Origin of the sequence: Legionella jordanis (assembly GCF_900637635.1) — a bacterium.
GTDB lineage: Bacteria > Pseudomonadota > Gammaproteobacteria > Legionellales > Legionellaceae > Tatlockia > Tatlockia jordanis.
In genome coordinates this window covers 2151515-2172069 of sequence record NZ_LR134383.1, presented here as the reverse complement: position 1 = coordinate 2172069, position 20555 = coordinate 2151515, and the positions used below count along the sequence as shown (strand labels likewise).

Sequence of the window (20555 nt, the reverse complement as noted above, 5' to 3'; positions counted from 1 at the left end):
AAATTAAATATTTATTCGAGTTGGGGGGAATTGCAATAAAAATTCAGGGGTTATATGATTCGGTGAACTAACAGCGAAGGATTTGCTTATGATGAAGAAAAAGATAGCTACCTCAGTTTTAACGTTCTTGACCACTCCTCTTGTATTCGCCGCAACTTATGCTCCGATGAAAGATGAACCCATTTATGTGCCTTCCTATTTTTTGAGCCTGAGCGTGGGTCCAGTTTGGGCAGATGATGCTGGAAGAACACAAACTTTATTGTTGGCGCCTGAGGTTTTAAAAACCTATGCGGCTGATAAAAGCACCGACGCCTTGGTGGATGGTGAGGTGTTTTTGGGTTGGCAAAAAACAATAAGTCCCGGCTTTATTGGGCAATTTGGACTGGCTGCTGCTGCCACGAGTAATGCAAGATTATCTGGTGATATCTGGGATGATGCCGATCCACAATTTAATAATTATACCTACAGCTATCGCATTCATCATAGCCATGTCGCCGCGAAGGGCAAGCTGCTGATGGACAGGGGATGGTATGTTATGCCATGGATTAGTGGAAGCGTCGGGGTCGGTTTTAACCGAGCGGAAGAGTTTAACAATGTGCCTACTATTCCGGAAGCAGTCGTCAATGCAAATTTTGCTTCTCACACAAAAACAACCTTCACTTATACGCTTGGAGCTGGATTACAAAAAGCAATCACTCCGAATCTTCAAGTGGGAGTCGGTTACGAATTTGCAGACTGGGGTAAAAGTGAATTAAGCCGTGCTTTAGGCCAAACCAATGGAACCGGTTTAACCTTAGATCACCTTTACACAAATGGCGTTTTATTCAACATTACATTTCTTGCATAAGGATATAGCATGAAAGAATTATTGAGCAGATTGCTTGTCTGCGTGAGCGCTTTGATTTTATGCAGCAAGATGTTTGCTGGCACCCCTCTGTGGACGTTTAGTCCTTTAACTGCAACCACCGTATCAGTTTCCCCCAGTGGCACAGCATTGATTCAATATTTAATTACCAACCAATCCAGAAAAACACATACTCTAAGCATGACGCCCATTCCGGGAGTCAATCCCATTCTCTCCGGCGCGAATGGTTGCCCAAATCCGTTTATTTTGGGTTATCAGCAATCTTGTGTTTTAACCCTGCAGGTGGTGGGTAGTACTTTGCAAGGAAATGTGGTTGGTGGACCTAAGGTTTGTTCTCAAGGTAATCCTTTGCAATGTTACCAGCCAAGCCCAGGACAAACTTTGAATATTAGGCTGCAGCCGGCACCCAGTGAAACGGTATTAAGCAGCAGTGTGTCCAACCTGGCCTTAACCGTCAATGGTAAGGCGAGAACCATTACCATCACCAATGCGGGTGCAGAGGCTGCAACGGGTGTGACTTATACGGCCAGCGCTTTACCAGCTGGAACAACCATTACGCCAACCAGTTGTGGAACAATTTTGCCTGGTGGCTCTTGTCAGTTAACCATAACTCCTGCTGCCACTCCCAGTGCGGCTCCTGGTGATGTCAATGCCACGCCAATCCGCTTGAGCATCAGAGGGGATAACAGCAACACGTTGGTTGTTAATGTCAATGTTCTTACCTATGGCAGCGTTTACCAATCAGGGTTTTTGTTTGCCATTGACGACAGTACCCCAGGTTCAACAAGCATTTCCGGGAAAGTGGCTGCACTGGTGGATCAGGCTTCCTTTGCGACAGGCGGTAAGATATGGAGTTCAGACAGCAGTGGCAACCCGGTTTTTGATGTTGTCCCCGGCATTTATCAACCGGCCGTTCCCCCGAATAATTGTGCAGCAAACATCGATGGAGCATGTAATACATCAGTGATTGTGGCTTACTATTCTGCTCGCATTACCAACCCGTCCATTGATTTGTCGCTGTATGCAGCAGGTCTTTGTAGGCTACCAATTGCCGGTTACAACGATTGGTATTTGCCTGCAATTTGTGAAATGGGTTATGACCGTACAAACCAGGGCACAGGTTGTGGAACGCAGGCCAGCCCTACTTTGCAAAATATGCAGTCTAATTTGGTGGAAAATGGCAATGTTGGCGGTTTATTCTTGGCATATTGGAGCTCGACAGAAAGCTCAATCATTATACCAACCAATGCCTGGAACCAATTTTTCTCACCGGGTCCGCCATTTCCCCTGGCTTTCCAGGATGAAGACAGCAAGGATGAACTTATAGCAGTACGATGCGTGCGGGCAATTACGCCTTAATTAAGAAGGTAGGGCATTAAGCCCTACCGCATCAGTCATCTAAAGCGGCGATAGTAAGGATAGGTTGCGTAAGCCAGAAGTTCTTTATCGCCGTAGCTGTCGCCATAGGCATAAACAATTTCTGGATGTCTAACTAATTCAAGCACGCGCCGCAATTTCTCGCGGCCGTTGCAACTTTTTCCTTCAAGACGGCCTGTAGCTTGTTCATTGTCATCAAACTGGATCTTAGTCGAGGCAATGTCATCAAAACCACTGGTTTTTGCCCAATAATCAACATAGATGTTGTATGCCGAGGTGGCTAAAATGCAATGGTGCCCCTGTTTTTTGTGCCAATTCAGTCGTGAGAAAGCTGAGTCTCGAATGAGTTTAGGAATGATAAGCTCGGCAAACTCAGCACCGTTTCTAAATAAAAAGTCCCTGGATAAGTTTTTTAAAAATCCCTCAGCAATTGCTGTATTTAATTGGTCGACATCAATCATCCTCAATTGATAAGCAATGGCCTTAGGGATTTTTTTTAAAAACTTCCAATTGAATTCATCTCCAGAGAGGAATTTTAAGAAAGGGAGGGTGCTGTTTTTATGGGTGATGGTGCCGTCAAAGTCAAACACGGCAACCGTTTTATAATCCCTAAATTTTTCCATGTGACTTTCCCGCAATCCTTTGATAATAAAGCGTCCAGGTAAAATAAGACTCTGTATTTAGCTTAGCCAAAATTTTTATCTTTGCTGTAAAAAAATCTCCCAAGGATGGGTTTTACAATGGCTTGCGAAAACAAGCCTTTTCGATATCATAGATCTCATATTCCTCCTCGTGAGGTCAGGATGAAAAGAGAAGAATACAAGCAGAACATTGCAATCTGCATGGAAAGGATCGCCAGCTTACCAGCAAGTGAAATTAAATATCATCTGGCCAGGCTAATTCATTGCCTACAAGAAACCAACAACGATTTCAGCAGAAAATTTCTGAACGATAGTTTGGATTTGGTTGCTGCTTTAAACGAGGTCATGGGGGTGGGGCTTACATCCCAAAAAATGGTCAGACAAGCTTATGCGAAAGTAATGTTAAAATATCGGCGGCTCTGTCATTTGGCTGCACTTGACCGAATCCACAACAAGATTGTGCATTATTTATTACTCCTAGGCTCATCCTTAGTGGCATTCATATCTGGTACTCTGGGTGGTTTAATTGGCAGCTTTGCGGGTTTGGCCCGTGGCATTTGGAATTTGGATAACCCGTTTAGCTCATTTGCCCTTGGCCTTACTGCGGGTATCCTTTTAGGCGGCATAATTGGTTTTCGCCTTCCACAAAAGCTTCTGAATAATGAGCTCATCAAACAACTCAGGTTGTGCCTTGAGGGCATTGACGAATGCATCACCCTTCTTAAGGAAGGACGAATCCAGCCTTTTAGCTATTATCGAGAACAGGTCAAAACAAAGCTTTTAGAGGATTATTTTGCTAAGGATATGGATGCATTCGAAGAATTCCTGCAGCGAACCGATGTGAATTACGAAGTGTGCACCATGTATGCCCAATTCTTAAGCCCTCGCTTTGAGCGATTCCTGGGCCATCATGCATTCATCAAGATCAATCTGCAGGTTGATCGCGAACCAATGTTCATTGAGTTTTCGACCGGAAAACCTAATTTAGAACGCCCTATTACTCAGCAAGAGTCGAGAGTTGTCTCTGGTGAGATGATTGTGGATATGCTTGCCCTGCATGAACAGCTGCAAGTTAACCATGCTTGCACCGCCACATACATCATCACCAAGATGAAACCGGGTGAGGTAGATTGTTTTAGTTATCTGAATACAATCCTTATGGGTTCATCCCAAACTCCTGTTGCTGTCAAACGCTTCAATGGCCGCGAAAACTGGATTGGACGTAATGTTATTGGTTTTTTCATGCAGAAATTGAATTCCTTTGAAGAGGATAATGTGGAGTTCAAAGCAACGGCAGGTTTAGCCACGACTGCTTGAAAACAGTTTTTCTCTTGCTGCAACTATAATTAATTTATAGAGGAAGCAATGAGAACAGTATGTCTAGCCATTTGGAAAATGAAGATTTAATTGCAAACGCCATAACAACGCTTTATGAGTCCTGCATGCAAGCGCATAGACAAGGACATCCCTTATTCCAAGCCAAAGATTATGACCTGGATGATCTGGCAGAAGCCTTGGCGGGTCCTGAGCCTATTGTAGAAGTCGATAATCAGTTTAAACTGAATCAGGTAATACAAAAATACCTTGTTTCCAAAGCCATTCGTATGAACGTGGCTGATTACCATCCTCAAATTGATGCCATTAAAGTCACTGATGTGAGCCACATCAATATGGTGTCTCAGGCCAACTGCATCTTGAGCTTAGAATTTAAATCGGGTGAAAAAAAACATTTTTTCATTAAAACCGGTTTTGAAGATGAAATCCGAGTGTTGATAAACCGCCTCCCGGAAGAAAACCTCGAGGTTGTTTCAAAAAAACAAAAACGAAGCACAGCCGCCCCCAAACCGAAGCAATTTTGGTCTGAGAATTGGGAAGAAGAGTCTCAAACCAAAATGCATTACGATAAAATCAACGATGACATCATTCTTGAAAAATTTGAAGGCTATGTGCTTCCACTTGCCCAAACGCATAAAAGATTATGCATTATGGACGTAGGAGGAGGAAAAGGGCGGCTTGGCAGTAAACTCATCGACTCTCTCATCAATCATCAAATCCCATTTAAATACATTTTACTTGAACCGGCTGTAATTCAATGTGATGCAGCGAACTATCAATTTCAAAGAAAATATCCCGTGGAACTGCAAAATAAAGACATCGAAATCATCAATCTGACTTTAGAAAATTTTGTGACCACTGAAGATTATCAAAAATATCAGGGAGGGGTGGATGCCCTCATCTTGTCAGGAGGCCCCATCAATCAGGAGATTGTCTGGTTAAAAGAAGCAGAGGAAAATCTTAGCCGCTTAACCCCTTTATTGGCCGACCAGGGAATTATAATTGCAACAGGGTTGTCGCCCCTTCATTTTACCGGGAAAGATTTTGCAGAAAAATACGATTTGCAAGTGCTTGGAACCATTAAACGGCGGCCTACCAGAAATCCTTACTTAAGAGGTGACCTGCATCAATGCTATGTTTTGCAAAACTCTGCGCCATCTCCTGCCTACAAACCGCCTTCTGAAGGGATGTTTTAAATCAGGATTCTTAATAGTATGTGGCAGTGGGCGGGACAGTATTTGCATAACTTGCGGGAAATAAACTAGATAGTATTTGCGCGACCAGTCGTTGTTACAAAGGGTGGAGACCTCTTGAGGCACTTCAGGCTGAATTGCACACCATGTCTACAAATCAGGTTTCCTAGAATTCAATGTTAGCTGAGCCACAAATACTATCTATACTCAAAATAATAGTATAAATATTGAACAATTACAATGCATGGCTTAAAAGAATACAGCACTTTTAAGCCTTTATTTGGGGCCTGATCGTTTGTATTCCCGCATCTCTTCCGATCTTTCTTTTAAATGTTGTTCTCGATCAGCCTTCCTGGCTTTGAAATCGCTTATGGTTTCCTTAATTTGCTGCTTAATCTCTTGCGTTTGTTTGATGGAACGTTCTATGGCTGATTTTTTCTCCTGAAGCTCTAAAAGCCTTTGCGAAGGAGACTTAACTCCCGCTAAATTATTAATGGCTTTTTGAATGCTGTTGACAAAGCCACTCAATAATTCACGCAATGAAGCAAACAGACCCTTACTCTCATATGAGCTCGGTTTCTGATTAACGGGTTCTAGTTGTTTTTGCTCAGGATGAATTTCTGGTTTATTGAGTCCTCTTGCAACTGCCGGAGCTTGAGGTATGGATTCTTTCTCCTCTGAAATGGTTTCAGGAGGATTGGTTTCTTCCCCTGCGGAAGATTTTTCATTGAGTGGGTGCTGGAACAATTCTCGCTCTCTTTCTTGCAACCTCTCCATATCCTTTTCCATTTGAGCTTTGCGAATTTGGCGTAACTCCTCACGGACAGCTCTTTCCCTTGCTTCAAGGCGTATTTCATCCATTACTTGCTCAACCACTTCTGCTGCCTGCTCCTCAAGGCTATCTTCTCGTTTGCGTTTACCAGTGATTTCCTCTGCAAGTTTTTCAAGGCGCACTTCATCACGGGCTTTGTTGATGTATTCTTGTAATTCCTCTTCCTTGGTTTGCGGGGGTTGAAAAGGAGTGTCATTCTTCTTGCGATTGGCCATTTGATTAAATTCCGAAGGGCATAATGATTTAGTATAAGCCATCCAGATTAATGCAACATGAAGCCTCACAGGTTTCCCTACAGAGGCTTGAGAAAAGCAGCTAAATCAGGTTTAGCGTTCATTCGGTATTGATAAACGGCATAAAAAGCAATGACGTTTTTAAGATAATTGCGTGTTTCCCGCCAGGGGAGCGTCTCTATCCAAATATCAATTTGCTTGGGAGGATGATTTTTCAGCCAGTAATTAACTTGTTGTGGGCCGGCATTGTACGCGGCGGCCACTAAAAGGAAATGCTGCCCATAACGATTTGATAATTGCCTTAGGTAAGCAACACCAATATTGATGTTTTTCTGAAATGAAAACAGTTGGGCTTTGTCGCCATAGGAAATTTTTTCATGTTTGGCCACTGCGTTTGCGGTCAGGGGCATAAGTTGCATGAGACCACGAGCGCCTGCAGGGGACACTACATCATCACGAAAACCGCTTTCCTGGCGAATGATGGCATAAATGAACTCAGGAGGAATGCTGTAATTTTTGGAATATTCACTCACCGTGCTGCGGTAGGGGAGAGGAAAACGCAAGCTAAGCTGGTTATTTAATTCTTCGGTGTTACTTAAGTAAACGGATTTCCCATGCCATTGTAAATCGTTGGCCAACCAATAGGCCAAAGCACTTTTATCTTCCTTGGGAAGTTCCATAACAAAATCATTGAGCAATCTTGAGGCTTGCAAGGCTTGCTTGGAAAGGTATAAGGTTTTCACGTTCTCGGTGATGGGCTGATAAGGTTTCAGGATAGAGGGATCTTTAACTGGAGGCTCATTTTCAAAATTGGGCTTGGTTTTAAGACGCAAGCTGGCCAGAAAACCATAATAGTTTCGGGACTTTGAAACGCTTTGATACATTTCTTTTGCTTTATTGTGCTCTCCCTTGGCTTCTAAAGCGCGTGCCAACCAATATTGCCAACAGGGGTTGTCTTTTTCTTTTGAATAATTGACCAGACGTATCACTTCAGACCATCGTTGGCGCTTGAGCGCATAACGGATTTGCCAATCCAACAGTAGGTCGTTGTAATAAGCAGGCTCAATTTTTGAAAACCAATAATCGGTGTCCTTGCTGTTCCGCATGGATTTATAAAGGACTAAATGCGCTAAAAAATCCTGCTGTTCGGCATGATTAAGCATGGTTCTGGTTTGGCTGCTGTTAAATAATTTAATGGCTTGATCCATATTAATGGACACCATTCGCTTTAAACCAAAGAGATAAAAGAGATCATGCAATTCACCAGGCTGCAGTTGAGTAATGCGCCCTGGAGACTGCCAGATTCCATCAAGAATTTTTACCTCTTTAAGCCTTGCCGGTTTGTATTGCTTTAATAAATAGTGGCTCAAGCCCAGATTGCGTTTATCCAGGGCCAAAGCCAGGCGTTTGGTAATTAATTTTTCATCGAAATTCTCGGTCAATAACAGATTGAACAAGGCATTGCAGCCCGGTGGCTGCGAATCTCCGTTTAACCAAAGCGGTATTGCCCCGGTTAATGCTTCCTGATGATTGCCGAGTTGGTACTTTGCCATCAAAGCAAAACACTGCAAATTGACATCATTAGACGGTTTGTAGTGCTTGCTGTAAGTGTCCCAATCCTTTTGGCGAACCAATTGATAAAGCCATTTTTCACGAAGCCGTTGTGCAAGGGGGGTGTCGCCATCGATAAACGCCAGAAATTCAGCATCCGCTTGCGTAGGCAGGTTTTGGCTCCATTTGCTGTATGTCATGAAGCGGTTCAAATAGTCTGTTCCTGATGTCGCCTGAGCTAATGAGGAAATGCATAGGAGGTAGATGGTTAATAATAGGGTTCTCATGGCCTTTCAAATTCAGAAACAATCCCACATAAAAATAATCTGAGTCTATGGGAAAGTCTAGTTTCTTCTTGAACTTCTCTTAATGGGTCACAGCACCGCAATTATCCTTAGGTTGCTGAGGGATGAGTTTTCAGTTTGTATGGCTAAGCAAGGGAAGGGCAGACCCTAAACACTGTGGTTTAATCTTTTAGGAAAATTCTTGCATCATTTAGCTGTAAAAGCACTCTAAACTTGTACTAATATGAACGATGAATAAATCAGCCAACATCCTTTCGGATTAACCATGCATCAATCCTCCAGGCGTTCTTCTGATGTATTGTCAGAAATGGTCCATCATGACTTTAAGACCGGTATGACCTATCAAGGCTTACTGGATAAGCTCGGTGAACGTGCTTTCGGGATAGCCTTACTCCTATTTGCCTTGCCAAGTGCACTGCCTTTTTCAGCCGTTCCTGGGATATCATTTATCTTTAGTTTACCGATTGCCATTTTCGCATGCCAAATGATATTGGCAAGAAATACCCTCTGGCTACCTAAGTTTGTGGCAAGAAAACAGGTTCCTTGCGACAGACTTGGCAAAGTGATTGAAAAGGCCTTGCCTTATTTAAAAAAAGTTGAGCATTTATCGAAACCGCGCTGGGCTTTTATGTCCATTCGTGCCATGGACATAATAACAGGCTTACTCATTCTTTTATTATCGATTTTGCTGATGTTACCCATTCCGTTGAGCAATTTTATTATTTCTTCATTAATTATTGTCTTCAGTCTGGGTTTTATTGAAAAAGACGGTGTGTTTATCGCCATTGGATACGTTTCGACTTTGACCTACCTGCTCTTAATGTACTGGCTATTTTGGGCGTCCATTCGAGCGATTGTCGGTTTATGAAGATAAACGATCACGCCTCAACGGCTTTCAATTGCGCTCTCATTTCTAAAATCGTTTGCCGATAATCCTGACTTGAAAAAATGGCAGAACCCGCAACAAACTGACTGGCCCCTGTTTTTGCCAAATTCGCAATGTTATCAATGCCCACGCCGCCGTCGATGCAAATGGGCAAGTGGGGAAAATGCTCTTTAATCCAGCTGATTTTTTCTTTGACTTCAGGAATGAGTTTTTGTCCGCCAAAGCCTGGGTTTACGGTCATTACCAAAACAAAATCAAGGCGGTAATGGCACCAGTTCAGGCATTCAGGACTGGTGGACGGGTTTAAAACAAGCCCAGCCTTGCATTGCTGTTGCTGAATCAAGTCAAGGCTTCTATCAAGATGAATGCTGGCATCAGGGTGGATGCTGATTCGCTTTGCCCCTGCCTTGGCAAACTGTACAATCAAATCATCGACTGGGGTAGCCATCAGATGAACGTCAAGGACCGCATTGGGAAAGCGTTTGTGCAAAGCGGCACAAACGGGAGGGCCAAAGGTTAAGTTGGGTACGTAATGGTTGTCCATTACGTCAAAATGAATCAAATCGGCTCCTGCATTCAGAACCGCTTCAACTTCTTCGCCAAGTCGTGTCATGTCGGCAGAAAGAATGGAAGGAGCGATGAGATAAGTCATAGTGAACTCAAAAATTAAGCATTCATCCAATAATTAAAGCCTATATTGAAGCTGTTAAATGACATGCGGTCATCCGAACTTTTCAATTGGCGGCCGGTCACGTAACGGTAATCGGCAAAAACAGAAAAATAATCATCCGCCTGGTAGGTGACTCCCAAAATACCCTGCGCCAGGGGTGAGGAAGAGCTGCCGTTTATCTGAAGCACCGGCGTGTAGTACAAGCCATTGCTTCCTAAAGAAGTACCCGTAGTGCTGTTGAAGTTAATAACCCCTTGGTTTTGAATATTGGCATAGCCAATTCCAAGGCCAACATAGGGAAACCAGGACACGTCATCCGCTTCATGGTTGTAAAAATCATAAATGACATTAAACAAGCCGGCGATGACTTGCGTATGGCCGCTCATGCTAAAGGGGTTGGTGACGATGAAGGTGTTTCCGGTAGAAGAAACTGATCCTGTGGTGGGTGTTAAGGGTTGGGTACCCATTTCTTTGCCAAATTGCACGCCGCCAATGTTGATGCTTTTGAAGGTGTTATAATCGTATAAGAGTTCCCCTTCAAAGCGGAAGCCGCACCAGCGATAACCGAATTGCCAGCCAATACCGCCGCCGAATTGGTATTTGATGTCGCCTTCACCGCTGTTGGGTAATGGTAGCGGAGGAGTACCTACAGGAAGCAGGGTTTGATCATAAAGTATAATATTACTTGCTAATGTGGCAAATTGCGCGTTGGAAAGGGTAAAATTTTGCTCAGGGAAAAAGCTGCCGACAAGAAAACCGCCGGTATACCAGCCATCGGCGGGAAAATAGGCATAAGAGGCTGTGCTGAGCATTAATGCAGGCAAACCTAATTTTAAAAACTGTTTCATACTCCATCCTTACTGGCTGTTTAAGCGTCTTACTGATTGGGGAACCAAAAATTAAAACTTAAATTGAGGGTGTGGATGGTTAAACGCTCATCCAAGATGCTTATCGTTTTGGTTGTTACATAGCGATAATCAAGACCCGCGGAGAAATTCTCGCTGAATTGATAGGCAACACCGGCAATGAGTTGGCCGACTGGAGTCGAGGTTGTTTCAGAAAATGTTGCCAAATCAAGGGTTTGACCAGCTACAGGTATTAAATTATATGGATCATTGGGATCAGGCTGGAATGATGAAGCTCCTGTAGGGACATTGTACTGGATAGAAAAATTATTGCGAACGCGTGCATAGCCAAGTCCCAAGCCTACATAAGGAATCCAGCTCACGTCCTCGTCAAAATTATAAAAATCATAGTAAATATTAAATAACGCGGCACCTAAGTCAGTTTTACCTCCGATGGCAAAATTGGAGATTGCAGAGTCATTAGCTGAGTTCGTAACTGTATAGCCGCCCAGCGTTAAACTGTCGTAAGGGTTGTGATCGAATAGCAGCTCGCCTTCAAAACGAAAGCCACAAAGACGATAGCCAATATCCACACCACCACCATAGCCTAAAGAATACTTAATCGAACCTGAAGGGCTGGCTAAGAGAGGAATTGGATTTAATGGGAATGTTGCATTAAAGAGGGTTATGCCTGTATTAATCTCGTTAAAATCCGCATAGGGAATCGTAAAATCCAAGCTCGGTGTTTTACTCAAGGTACCAAACAAGCCACCATACCATCCATCTGGAGGCACGTCACTGAATGCCGAACTGCTGGCCAGCATGAAACCGGCCAATCCAAATTTAAGATAAGTCTTCATCCCTTACATCCTTACTGATAAGTTGCGCCATCAAAGCGGTAAATTGCGCCAACGCTGGCTAAATGGGCCTGCCACACTTTATTAAAATCATCGGCACGCTCAGTTTGAATGTAGCGGTAAGCGATGTTTACCGCGTAATTTTCAGAGAAATTGTAGGTAAAGCCGGCGGTACCTTGAAATGCCCAAACGTTGTCATCAACTTTAAAGCGGGTGGGGTAAGCCGCCCCGTAAACTGGACCTGTGGAGTTTAGGCGTGCGGTGATGTAGCCATAACCCAGGCCTACGCCTAAAAATGGCGCAATGCAAGGAACCATTTCCGGGAAATCATAATAAACATTAGCCATGGCAAAGGTTCCGGTGGACTCCCCGTCAACCCCGAATTGGCGAATGGTATTGATTTTGAATTTTTTTAAATTGGCATTGATGTAAGTGACTTCTGCCTCATACCTTAAAGGCGTGCTTTGAAAGCCTACTCGTCCACCGCCGTTCCAACCGCTGTTGTATGAAGGATGAGCACGCAGTACACCATAAGTGGTGTTAGAAACGTTGTCGGGTACATAGCTGTAACCACCAAAAACGCTGGCATACCAGCCATCTATCGCTACTGCGGCTGAAGCCAGGCTTGACGCCATCAGCGCGGCAGAAAAGAATGCAATTCTCATGGGATCCCTTTTTTTATTATTATTAACAGCAACCCAATGTTAGCGATTTGACTTTATTTTGCAAGCAGCTTTTTATCTTTCTTTAGTGCTTGCGGCCTGAGAGGAAGTTTGCTTGAAAATCAAGCATTAATAAACGCACTCATTGGACAGGCGCATGAAAAAACCGGTGCTTGGAATGATTAAACCAAAGGCAATGATGATGAGAGCCAGCAACATGAATTGCTGATTGTCTTCTGAGAACTCAAGCTGTTGCTCCCCTTTTAGGTTTTGGTTTATTAGCAGCAAATAGCCCAACAGCAGTAAGCCATAGAAATAAAACGAAGAAAAGCTCAGCAGATCGATAAGGCCATGGATTTTTTTAAAATACATGTTATTCACTGGAAAGCTGATTAAGAACAAAGACAATAGCCAGATTTCCCGCGCTTTAAACCCCAAATACTTATCCTTTATCAGGTAAGACCAGGTGAGGAGCAAAGGCAGCAGCAACATTTGAAAATAATAAACCCACCCCAGGGGGCTTAGTAAAAGCATCATCACCAGGGTCAAAGCAAAAGGTTGGTGGTTGCGGTATTCATCTTTAGTCCCCAATCGCCAATAAAACAGCGCAACCAACAACAGAAACAATGAGGCATAAAGAAAAGGCAGCCACCGCACTTTAAAAACGCGGTCTGGCAAAACCATGTTTAACCTCGAAAGAAACCCATAAAGGGAGCCATTCCAACTGTCGACGTACCAATCAACCTGGCCCATCATGGCAAAATATTGTTTATATATCACAGGACCGTAAACCAAAAAGGGGAGGAGGCTGCAAAAGAGTGCCGTTGCCAAAGCTACCCATAAAACCCTAAATCTCCTTTGCTTTAACAAAAGGAAAAACAACAAGGCTGGGAAGAGTTTAATGGCGATGATAAAGCCCCAAGCCATTCCTGCGTAATAATCTTTTCTTTTCAAGTAGAAAGTGTAACCGAGCATTAAAAAGAAAAATAAAATACTGCCTAATTGGGCTAAAGAAAGGTTAATCATGCTTGAAAACATGGCTAAAAATAGAATGGCCAGGAAGCCATGCAAGGTTCTAAACGATTCTTTAGACAAGACGTAGTAAAAAACTAGATAGGCAGCGGCCAAGCCTGTAATTAGGCACATTAAAAACCAAATGGCGATTCCTGTTCCATAACTTAAATGGGCGAATGGCTGAAACAGTATTAAGAAAACAGGGGGGTTGAGGTTTAAAGCAATTTCCTTGGTGACGGGTAAATAGGTGCTAAGCCATATTTGATAAGGATTATCATGCCTGACACTGGCCAAGGTGGCAGAATAGAACGATGCAAAATCCAGCGTGTATTGGCAGCTCAGAGTGCTGTAAAACAACGTGAAATAACTGGCCAATACCAGAATAAACAGTATGAAAAAGACGGATTTAAAGGAACGATTCATCGTTGTTTAGGTTTGCAGCAATCCATAAGCAAGGCAATATGCTGGCATGTTCTTGGTTTTAGTGCAATGCAGTTCTGCTGTTCACAGGACTTAAATGTTTCATTAAGAAAACAAAGAAGACGAATAGCTCACAAATAAGTCTTAAAATCGAATACAACTAAACCATTTTTGTCTATTAATAAGCAAAATTAGTGAAATTTTGGTAGGATTGATTGTTTTAGCCGTTTAATCAGTTAAGATGATGTGAATCACAAGGAGCGAGGAGCAAGGAAATGCCAAAAATTATTCATAATTTAGAAGAATTTGCAGACAAAATAGTATCCTGCATTTATTTGGAAGGCTCAACTTTAATTGACATCTTTCAACAAGTTCACAAAGAATACACCAGCGAAGACTCACTGATTTGGTACTGGGTTTTCAGCCTCAGCCGAAAGCGCGGCAATGATTTGCACAGTGCGGAAGTATCCCTGCAGCGCTTTAATGATCCAACCATTCGCATTCAGGAATTCCAAAAATTTTTCAGTTCTGGCAAATGGGAAACCACGTCGGCCAATACAAGATTGTTCATTGCCTTAATTAATGCTATCCCGGGTTATGATAAAGAGTCTGAAAAGTATTTGCACACCGTTGTCATTCCACCATTAAAAGAATTGCTGCTTCAGAAAATGAAGTCCACTTTGGAAAAGGAAAAGGCAAACAAAATAATTGATGAAAGGGTCCTTTCTTCCCGCGAAGAAGAATTGAAAGGATTTTCGAGAGAGATGCCAAAAGACAGTGCAGGCATTGTGCTGTTTTCCAATGCAGAAGCTTGCAGGCTCCATGCAATGAACCACCCTGAGGAGTTCTCCTTCTATGTAAATTATTTAAATCAGGCCAAATCAAAATGGCAAATCAGCTGGTATGATTTTACTGGTGCCTCGACCAATTTGAGCATTGACGCAAACCTCGGTGAATATTTAAAAGCCTTTGAAATCGAGTATAAAAAATTATCCGAGTTAAATGCCAAACTGCAACCTCAAGAATCCGAAGCCTCAAATAAGTTGTTCGCAGAGGTGCTCAAAAAATCCGCCTTGGCTAACCCCATTAAAGTCACATGCAAGGAGGCTGCTCTATCCTTACTCAATAAAACAGTGGTGCTGGTTAATCCTCCGTCTGATCGCAAATCTTTAGTCTCTACTTACGTGATAAAGCGTGAAGGAAAGCAACTGGAATTGTACTGGTATGATAGTTTGGGAAAAGCAAAGAATTTGCAAGAGTATTCAGAGCTGCTGAGATGGATTGAGCAACAGGACGAATTATCAGGCCAAAGTTTATTAAGGTTGAAAATCCACCTCATGCATATGTCAATCCGGGGGGAAGTCGAAGAAGCAAAGATCAATAAAATTCAAAACCTGTTTAAAAAAACTCACGGCTTGGCGCTAATCACCACGGACGATTGGAAAACCATCCCACCGTATAAGCTCATTAAAGACACCTATATCTTGACGCGCGAGCCCGATCCGCAGAATGGCGAATGGGTACTCTACCAAAGGCAACGTGGCGGGCGTAACACCAAGGTCAACATCAAAGAATGGCCAAATACCGATGCGTTGGAGCAGTTTGAATTGATTCTTTCTAAAAATAAGCATTTATCGGCCGGTAATCTGTCTGCCGAGGTGAGAGAAAAATTGAGATTGTGCCTTAAAAATTCCAGCGTAATGAATGAAAAATCGATTTGTAAGCCCATCAATGCCTTTTCTGCCCAGGAGGAAGTAGAACTTAAACCGTTTACTTTTGTCATTACAAAAGAGGGCAAAGGCTGGCAATTATTTTATATTGATAGTTTAAAAAAACGAATTCGAGTGGCGATGCATACTTGTCCTGCACTGGCTAAAGAGTTATTGCAGCAATGGGAGATGGAGCCTGAGGATTTAGAGCCAGAGCAGTTGGCTGTTTTGTCCAAAGCATTAATTGGTTTTAAGCCTTCAGCCAAATTGAATATGAATGAATTTTCTCAGATAGCAGAAATATTGGGCAAGCGCAGTCAGCAAAAAAAATCGCACACTCCAGTGGCAGTCATTGAAATAAACGCTACGAATCCTGGCGAGGATAGGGTTGCTGGCAAAGTTCCTGGGAAACTGGATGTCAGTCAGTACGCTGTTGCCAGCCTATTCGGCCACAAAGACAGCAAGTCGCTTGAAAAATCGGTTATTGATGAGACTGAAAAACCAAATCCAAACTAGTTAAGGCGAGCAATGAGCTCGCCTCCTAAACTTGTTCCTTAAAACCTGAGGTTAAAGGGAGTCGCCAATCCCGCCCAAACGCTCGTGGGGACACTTTAATCCCTGGTGCTGCTTGCCTTCGTTTATATTCATTGCGTTTGATTAACGCAATAACCTTATAAACATCAGGCGCTGCATAACCGGCCTGAATGATTTGCTCGGCAGATGCATCGTTTTCCATGTAAGCTTTGATGATGGCGTCCAGTACTGAATAGGGCGGTAAAGAATCCTGGTCGGTTTGATTTTCAGCCAGTTCAGCAGAGGGGGCACGCGTCAGCACACGCTCAGGGATGATTGCGGATAATGCATTGCGATAGGCTGCCAAAGCATAGACTTGCGTTTTTAATACGTCTTTCAGGACTGCAAAGCCGCCCGCCATGTCGCCATACAAAGTGGCATATCCAACGGCCGTCTCGCTCTTGTTGCTGGTGGTCAGCACCATTTTGCCGGTTTTATTGGAAAGCGCCATTAACAACATGCCCCTAATCCTTGCCTGAAGGTTTTCTTCGGTGGTATCGGGTGAGTAATTGACAAAAGAAGGAGCCAGGGTGTTTAGAAAACTTTCAAATATGGCCTCAATCGGAAGGACGCTGTGTTCTACATTTAAAGCCTCTGCTTGGTTTTTAGCATCTTCAAGGCTCATGCTGGCCGTATAACGGGAAGGCATTAGAACGGCATGGACACGCTCCGCTCCCAAAGCATCCGCAGCAATGGCTAAAGTGAGCGCCGAATCAATTCCTCCCGATAAACCCAGCAATACGCCTGGGAAACCATTTTTATTGACGTAATCTCTGGTTCCACACAGCAGGGCTTTGTAAATTAATTCCTCGCGATTGAGCAAAGGCTCCACAGTACCGGAAATGCGCTTCCCCTCCAAAATGACGGTTTGCAATTTCTCTTCAAACGCAGGCAAACGGGCGCAAAGTTGCCCCTTCTCATCATAAGCCATGGACTGGCCATCAAAAACCAATTCATCTTGTCCACCCACTTGATTGACGTAGAAAATGGCTATTCCTTTTTTTGCCTGCCGAGTCAATAAGTCTTCACGGAGTGTTTGTTTCTCATAATCAAAAGGAGAGGCATTCAAGCAAAAAAAGGCATCGACGTTGGCATCCAGCAATTGTTCAACTGGACCACGCCACCAGATGTCTTCGCAAATGCAAACGCCTAATTGATAACCTTTTATCGAGAAAACACAGGGTTGCGCTTGGCCATGGTTGAAGTATCGCTTCTCATCAAAAACTCCGTAATTGGGTAAATGCTGTTTATGATATAGGGCCAAACGTTTGCCGTCGTAAAAAATGCTGGCTGCGTTAAAGCGCTGTTTGTTCTCGCGATGAGGATGTCCCACAATGACGTGGCACTGACTAGTGGATTGGCGAATGAGGTCCAAAGCAGCTTCAACACGTTGATAAAAATCATCACGCAGTAACAAATCTTCCGGCGGGTATCCTGTTAAGATCAGTTCAGGCAAAAGAATCACATCATGCTTCAGTTGATGTTCTTCAATAATGGTAACAATCTTTTCAGCATTCAGTTCAATGGCCCCAACAATGGGGTTTATTTGCGCTAAAAGTACACGTAATGGATTTGTCATTCGCTTAAATTCTTAATGGTTTTTTGCTCATTCTATAACTTTTACCGTCTTAAAATAAACCATAGTCGATTGGGACATGGTTTTCACGGGGTGGAATAAAACCATGATGCGTTTTGCTCGGGCAAAACAGTTCAAGGAAAGACCCTTAAAAGCAAATTTTGTTATTTTTTTATAATTTCTGCTCTGAATTTAATTATTTCTTAAGGATAATAGAGTAAAAATAGAGATTCGTTTATTTATAGGTGTCATAATGAAGCGTCGTTTCATCTCAGAACTCATTGCAGCTGATTTAAATGAGTTGGCCTACTCAGGTTCCGACTATATAGCCAGTGAAGAATCCATCCGATTTTTAGTCGATTTTTACAATGGACGAGGGCTTTTGACAAATGCCATCGTAATCCATAAGGATCAATTACTCGCTTATCTGCATGAAAAAATAAGTAACGACCCGGGTTTTTTAAAGACGGAGGCTCATTATCAATTTTTTATTGAAGTGGGTGCCCGCAGTAAAGCCCAACAAAGAACTCCGGCAGCGATTCATTACTGCGCCCTGGATTTATTTATCTCACCCGATTCCCCCCCCTTTGCATTCGTTGCGGATCATTATCAAAAATTTAGCGGCTATTATGCAGAATTTGCGCAAATTTCTGAAAAATTAGGTATCCAGTTTTTGGTGGTGGGCAGCAAGGACTACTTTCAGGCAGACTCTGTCCATTGTCCCATATTTACTTTGAGGCATTTGTTGCTGACGGCTCATGATGGGCACATTCATAATTTTTTAAAATCTTTAGTGAATCTGCAAACGTTCCCTTCAGTGGTTCAGTTTGACTGGAATTCTATGCCGCCAAATTATGTGCTGAATTCACAAAGTTTCACTATGTTGACTAAATACACCCAAAGCGTAAAAGATCAAGAGGGAGGAAGTTTGGACACACCTGCCAGCCTTCTCGTACAGCATCATTTTGATGAACAAATTTCATCGACGTTGTTTAATGACGCCCGTGTAAACAAAGTGCGAAATAAATCCATTCGCTATTTGGCTGCTGAGTATGCAGGTGAAGCCGTTGTTGCTTTGGAAGCACAGGAAGGATATCAGCTTGAGTCAAAGTTAATTGACCTCTGTTATCAAACATATCCATTATTGCACTCCGTTTTACGTAAAGCGTTTGAAATTCAAGTGCAGGAGCCCTATTTTGATGAGAAGGATTCGCCAAAATCAGAGGGGGCCCACCCGATATTTGAACTTGCTTTTTATCATGCACAAGTTCTAGAAAACTGTTTGAAAAATCCAAACTTCCATAAAATTTTTAATAATGATTCCATTTTAATGCTTATGCAAAAAGGATTTTTAAATCCTTATGATTTATTCGAAGCAATCACCCTCAAAAATCATGACATTCAAATTAAAAATGCGCAAATTAATATTGTTGTTGCCAATCTTGGGGCTTGTGAACCTTTGCTCACTTGTTTGATGCAGGTCAATGGTAGAAATCCAGAGGCTGTCCAGAAAGAAGTGGCTCAATTACTGGTTACTGCCAAAACAAAAGCGTTCTTCCAAAATCCTGAGCTGGTGGATTTACTCCTCCATGGTTATCTTACATTAGCCATGGTTGCTGAGATTTTTCCCCATCGGATTAATAAGCTGCAATTCAGCCAACTTCAAAGCCCAGAGGCTAAAATGAGTTACTTGATTAAAGAGTTTAAGTTTAAGCCTGACTTAGGAAGGGAAGGAGAGGGTTTTGAGAACTTATTCGGAAATGAAGATTTCGAATTGGAAAATGAGGCTTCTCCCAAGGATGCAACTGCACATAGCAAGGATGAATCCGATGTTGAGACGGGATTTGATGATCTGTTTGAGATCCCAAAACCTGTTTCAATTCCTTCCACGAAACCTGAAAAACCTGGTATTAACGTGGGGCTGTTGGTGCAATCCCTAAGCAGCTCAGTGTTTACAAAACCAGAGGCGAAAAAGACTAATAATGGGCAGATAGTTGAACAGGAAGAGATCACCGTCACAATATAGCAATAATTGAGCAGAGTTTGGATCATATCCAAACTCTGGTTTTCTTTTCAGGATTTATAGCATTCTCGGCGGTCTTGAGCTGTGAGATTCAGCAGATGAACTCCTGTTAAAGGAAGAAATAAATTGTCTGATTTGCTCATAACTTTCAAAATTATAGCTATTGCTATGACCTAAGCCTCGTCCCAGGCTGGCATTAAAGAGTAGCTTATCGGAGTTTTCTGCTTCTGCTTCTGCATACTGGCAAGCCTCGAGCGCAGCATTCAAGCATTTTTTTTTCGACTGGGAATCGTTTTTTAGAAAGTCTGCAAAACGTAAAAACGCTTCAGCCAACATCACATAAGCATAGCTGCCGTAATAATGGAGTTTTTTAATTTGAGCAATAAGGATTAGGAATTTCTCTTTAATCAATCCTTTTTCCATTTTGCCGAATTGAAATTGCTCATACCAGTAAAAATTCAAACGTTTCTGGGCATGAATCGATTCATATCGTATGGCTTCTTCGAGGTAAGTTAGTTCAAGATTGGTGAAATCTTTTTCATAATAACGACTCACTTCGATGGCCTTGTGATAGAAGAATATTCCCAACAGGAGGTCAAAAGGATGCGGTATTTCTTGCGAATACAAAGCATTACCAGGATCATTGGTGAGAATTATCCCGTAGGTGCTCCATAGTTTTAACCACTCATTTGAAAAAATTTGGTTCTTGCAAAGCTTCCGAAAATCATCATCATTAAATGCTAATTTAACGATAATGTCCAAAGATCCCTTTTCAATCAGTTGCATAACTCTAGAAATGTTATCTGCCGCAGGAGCCTGTTTAATTTCATGAAGCAATAGGGACTCGGCAGCATTAAGACGCTTAAACTCAGTCAAACTAGGAGGAGGATGGTTATTAAACATGATATAACCTATAAATTTCCTGTGTTGTTATACTAATTAATAGTAGAGGATGGACATGGATTTTGTAACTTGTGCTGAATTATAG

At 42.6% G+C, this 20555-nt stretch carries 17 protein-coding genes; 7 read left to right on the top strand and 10 right to left on the bottom strand.

The features are described 5' to 3' along the window. Positions 1-91 precede the first annotated feature (91 nt). The gene (locus EL203_RS09630; RefSeq protein ID WP_058469873.1) at positions 92-847 is read left to right on the top strand and encodes an outer membrane protein; all 756 of its coding nucleotides are present in this window, start codon (positions 92-94) and stop codon (positions 845-847) included. Between the two features lie 9 nt (positions 848-856). After that, a complete protein-coding gene (locus tag EL203_RS09625) occupies positions 857-2224 on the top strand; it encodes a COG1470 family protein (protein WP_058469819.1) in 1368 nt (455 codons plus the stop codon). A gap of 35 nt (positions 2225-2259) precedes the next feature. On the opposite strand, the gene EL203_RS09620 is transcribed toward EL203_RS09625, so the two are convergent. Next, positions 2260-2865 (bottom strand): HAD-IB family hydrolase, encoded by a 606-nt coding sequence (locus tag EL203_RS09620; protein ID WP_058469818.1) that lies wholly within the window; start codon positions 2863-2865, stop codon positions 2260-2262. Between the two features lie 180 nt (positions 2866-3045). Here EL203_RS09620 and EL203_RS09615 point away from each other — a divergent pair, with 180 nt between their 5' ends. Together EL203_RS09615 and EL203_RS09610 are read left to right on the top strand one after the other, a co-directional pair. Next, positions 3046-4200 carry a hypothetical protein gene (locus EL203_RS09615; RefSeq protein WP_126320115.1) on the top strand — a complete coding sequence of 385 codons (1155 nt, stop codon included), beginning with the start codon at positions 3046-3048 and terminating at the stop codon, positions 4198-4200. Between the two features lie 59 nt (positions 4201-4259). Further along, on the top strand, positions 4260-5414 hold the full coding sequence (locus EL203_RS09610; RefSeq protein ID WP_058469816.1) for a hypothetical protein: 1155 nt from the start codon (positions 4260-4262) through the stop codon (positions 5412-5414). A gap of 273 nt (positions 5415-5687) precedes the next feature. Here the strand turns inward: EL203_RS09610 and EL203_RS09605 are convergent, their stop codons facing one another. Together EL203_RS09605 and EL203_RS09600 are read right to left on the bottom strand one after the other, a co-directional pair. Next, positions 5688-6527 carry a hypothetical protein gene (locus EL203_RS09605; RefSeq protein ID WP_126320114.1) on the bottom strand — a complete coding sequence of 280 codons (840 nt, stop codon included), beginning with the start codon at positions 6525-6527 and terminating at the stop codon, positions 5688-5690. Between the two features lie 8 nt (positions 6528-6535). Then, positions 6536-8314 carry a lytic transglycosylase domain-containing protein gene (locus EL203_RS09600; RefSeq protein ID WP_058469814.1) on the bottom strand — a complete coding sequence of 593 codons (1779 nt, stop codon included), beginning with the start codon at positions 8312-8314 and terminating at the stop codon, positions 6536-6538. A 283-nt stretch (positions 8315-8597) separates the two neighbouring features. Between EL203_RS09600 and EL203_RS09595 the strand changes: the two genes are divergently transcribed. Continuing rightward, on the top strand, positions 8598-9200 hold the full coding sequence (locus EL203_RS09595) for an exopolysaccharide biosynthesis protein (RefSeq protein WP_058469813.1): 603 nt from the start codon (positions 8598-8600) through the stop codon (positions 9198-9200). A 10-nt stretch (positions 9201-9210) separates the two neighbouring features. On the opposite strand, the gene rpe is transcribed toward EL203_RS09595, so the two are convergent. The 5 genes from rpe to EL203_RS09570 all read right to left on the bottom strand — a co-directional run bounded on the left by rpe (position 9211) and on the right by EL203_RS09570 (position 13689). Continuing rightward, positions 9211-9870, bottom strand: coding sequence for a ribulose-phosphate 3-epimerase (rpe, locus tag EL203_RS09590; protein ID WP_058469812.1), 660 nt, complete (start codon positions 9868-9870; stop codon positions 9211-9213). Between the two features lie 14 nt (positions 9871-9884). Then, complete coding sequence (locus tag EL203_RS09585) at positions 9885-10736, bottom strand: outer membrane protein (protein ID WP_058469811.1); 852 nt, start codon at positions 10734-10736, stop codon at positions 9885-9887. A gap of 29 nt (positions 10737-10765) precedes the next feature. Next, positions 10766-11593 carry an outer membrane protein gene (locus EL203_RS09580; protein ID WP_058469810.1) on the bottom strand — a complete coding sequence of 276 codons (828 nt, stop codon included), beginning with the start codon at positions 11591-11593 and terminating at the stop codon, positions 10766-10768. Between the two features lie 11 nt (positions 11594-11604). Further along, positions 11605-12255 (bottom strand): outer membrane protein, encoded by a 651-nt coding sequence (locus EL203_RS09575; RefSeq protein WP_058469809.1) that lies wholly within the window; start codon positions 12253-12255, stop codon positions 11605-11607. Between the two features lie 126 nt (positions 12256-12381). Continuing rightward, positions 12382-13689, bottom strand: a complete 1308-nt coding sequence (locus EL203_RS09570) for a glycosyltransferase family 87 protein (RefSeq protein ID WP_058469808.1) — start codon at positions 13687-13689, stop codon at positions 12382-12384. Positions 13690-13961: 272 nt separating this feature from the next. Here EL203_RS09570 and EL203_RS09565 point away from each other — a divergent pair, with 272 nt between their 5' ends. Next, positions 13962-15911 (top strand): hypothetical protein, encoded by a 1950-nt coding sequence (locus EL203_RS09565; RefSeq protein ID WP_058469807.1) that lies wholly within the window; start codon positions 13962-13964, stop codon positions 15909-15911. 25 nt (positions 15912-15936) lie between these two features. On the opposite strand, the gene EL203_RS09560 is transcribed toward EL203_RS09565, so the two are convergent. Beyond that, a complete protein-coding gene (locus tag EL203_RS09560; protein ID WP_058469806.1) occupies positions 15937-17547 on the bottom strand; it encodes an NAD+ synthase in 1611 nt (536 codons plus the stop codon). 250 nt (positions 17548-17797) lie between these two features. Here EL203_RS09560 and EL203_RS09555 point away from each other — a divergent pair, with 250 nt between their 5' ends. After that, the gene (locus EL203_RS09555; protein ID WP_058469805.1) at positions 17798-19570 is read left to right on the top strand and encodes a hypothetical protein; all 1773 of its coding nucleotides are present in this window, start codon (positions 17798-17800) and stop codon (positions 19568-19570) included. Positions 19571-19624: 54 nt separating this feature from the next. Here the strand turns inward: EL203_RS09555 and EL203_RS09550 are convergent, their stop codons facing one another. Further along, the gene (locus tag EL203_RS09550; RefSeq protein WP_058469804.1) at positions 19625-20470 is read right to left on the bottom strand and encodes a DUF5630 domain-containing protein; all 846 of its coding nucleotides are present in this window, start codon (positions 20468-20470) and stop codon (positions 19625-19627) included. Between the last annotated feature and the right edge of the window lie 85 nt (positions 20471-20555).

What these genes read in the sequence shown, in the direction of transcription:
- EL203_RS09630 (WP_058469873.1), top strand. Translation starts at nt 92, where the DNA reads ATGAAGAAAAAGATAGCTACCTCAGTTTTAACGTTCTTGACCACTCCT.
- EL203_RS09625 (WP_058469819.1), top strand. Translation starts at nt 857, where the DNA reads ATGAAAGAATTATTGAGCAGATTGCTTGTCTGCGTGAGCGCTTTGATT.
- EL203_RS09620 (WP_058469818.1), bottom strand. Translation starts at nt 2,865, where the DNA reads ATGGAAAAATTTAGGGATTATAAAACGGTTGCCGTGTTTGACTTTGAC.
- EL203_RS09615 (WP_126320115.1), top strand. Translation starts at nt 3,046, where the DNA reads ATGAAAAGAGAAGAATACAAGCAGAACATTGCAATCTGCATGGAAAGG.
- EL203_RS09610 (WP_058469816.1), top strand. Translation starts at nt 4,260, where the DNA reads ATGTCTAGCCATTTGGAAAATGAAGATTTAATTGCAAACGCCATAACA.
- EL203_RS09600 (WP_058469814.1), bottom strand. Translation starts at nt 8,314, where the DNA reads ATGAGAACCCTATTATTAACCATCTACCTCCTATGCATTTCCTCATTA.
- EL203_RS09595 (WP_058469813.1), top strand. Translation starts at nt 8,598, where the DNA reads ATGCATCAATCCTCCAGGCGTTCTTCTGATGTATTGTCAGAAATGGTC.
- rpe (WP_058469812.1), bottom strand. Translation starts at nt 9,870, where the DNA reads ATGACTTATCTCATCGCTCCTTCCATTCTTTCTGCCGACATGACACGA.
- EL203_RS09585 (WP_058469811.1), bottom strand. Translation starts at nt 10,736, where the DNA reads ATGAAACAGTTTTTAAAATTAGGTTTGCCTGCATTAATGCTCAGCACA.
- EL203_RS09580 (WP_058469810.1), bottom strand. Translation starts at nt 11,593, where the DNA reads ATGAAGACTTATCTTAAATTTGGATTGGCCGGTTTCATGCTGGCCAGC.
- EL203_RS09575 (WP_058469809.1), bottom strand. Translation starts at nt 12,255, where the DNA reads ATGAGAATTGCATTCTTTTCTGCCGCGCTGATGGCGTCAAGCCTGGCT.
- EL203_RS09570 (WP_058469808.1), bottom strand. Translation starts at nt 13,689, where the DNA reads ATGAATCGTTCCTTTAAATCCGTCTTTTTCATACTGTTTATTCTGGTA.
- EL203_RS09565 (WP_058469807.1), top strand. Translation starts at nt 13,962, where the DNA reads ATGCCAAAAATTATTCATAATTTAGAAGAATTTGCAGACAAAATAGTA.
- EL203_RS09560 (WP_058469806.1), bottom strand. Translation starts at nt 17,547, where the DNA reads ATGACAAATCCATTACGTGTACTTTTAGCGCAAATAAACCCCATTGTT.
- EL203_RS09555 (WP_058469805.1), top strand. Translation starts at nt 17,798, where the DNA reads ATGAAGCGTCGTTTCATCTCAGAACTCATTGCAGCTGATTTAAATGAG.
- EL203_RS09550 (WP_058469804.1), bottom strand. Translation starts at nt 20,470, where the DNA reads ATGTTTAATAACCATCCTCCTCCTAGTTTGACTGAGTTTAAGCGTCTT.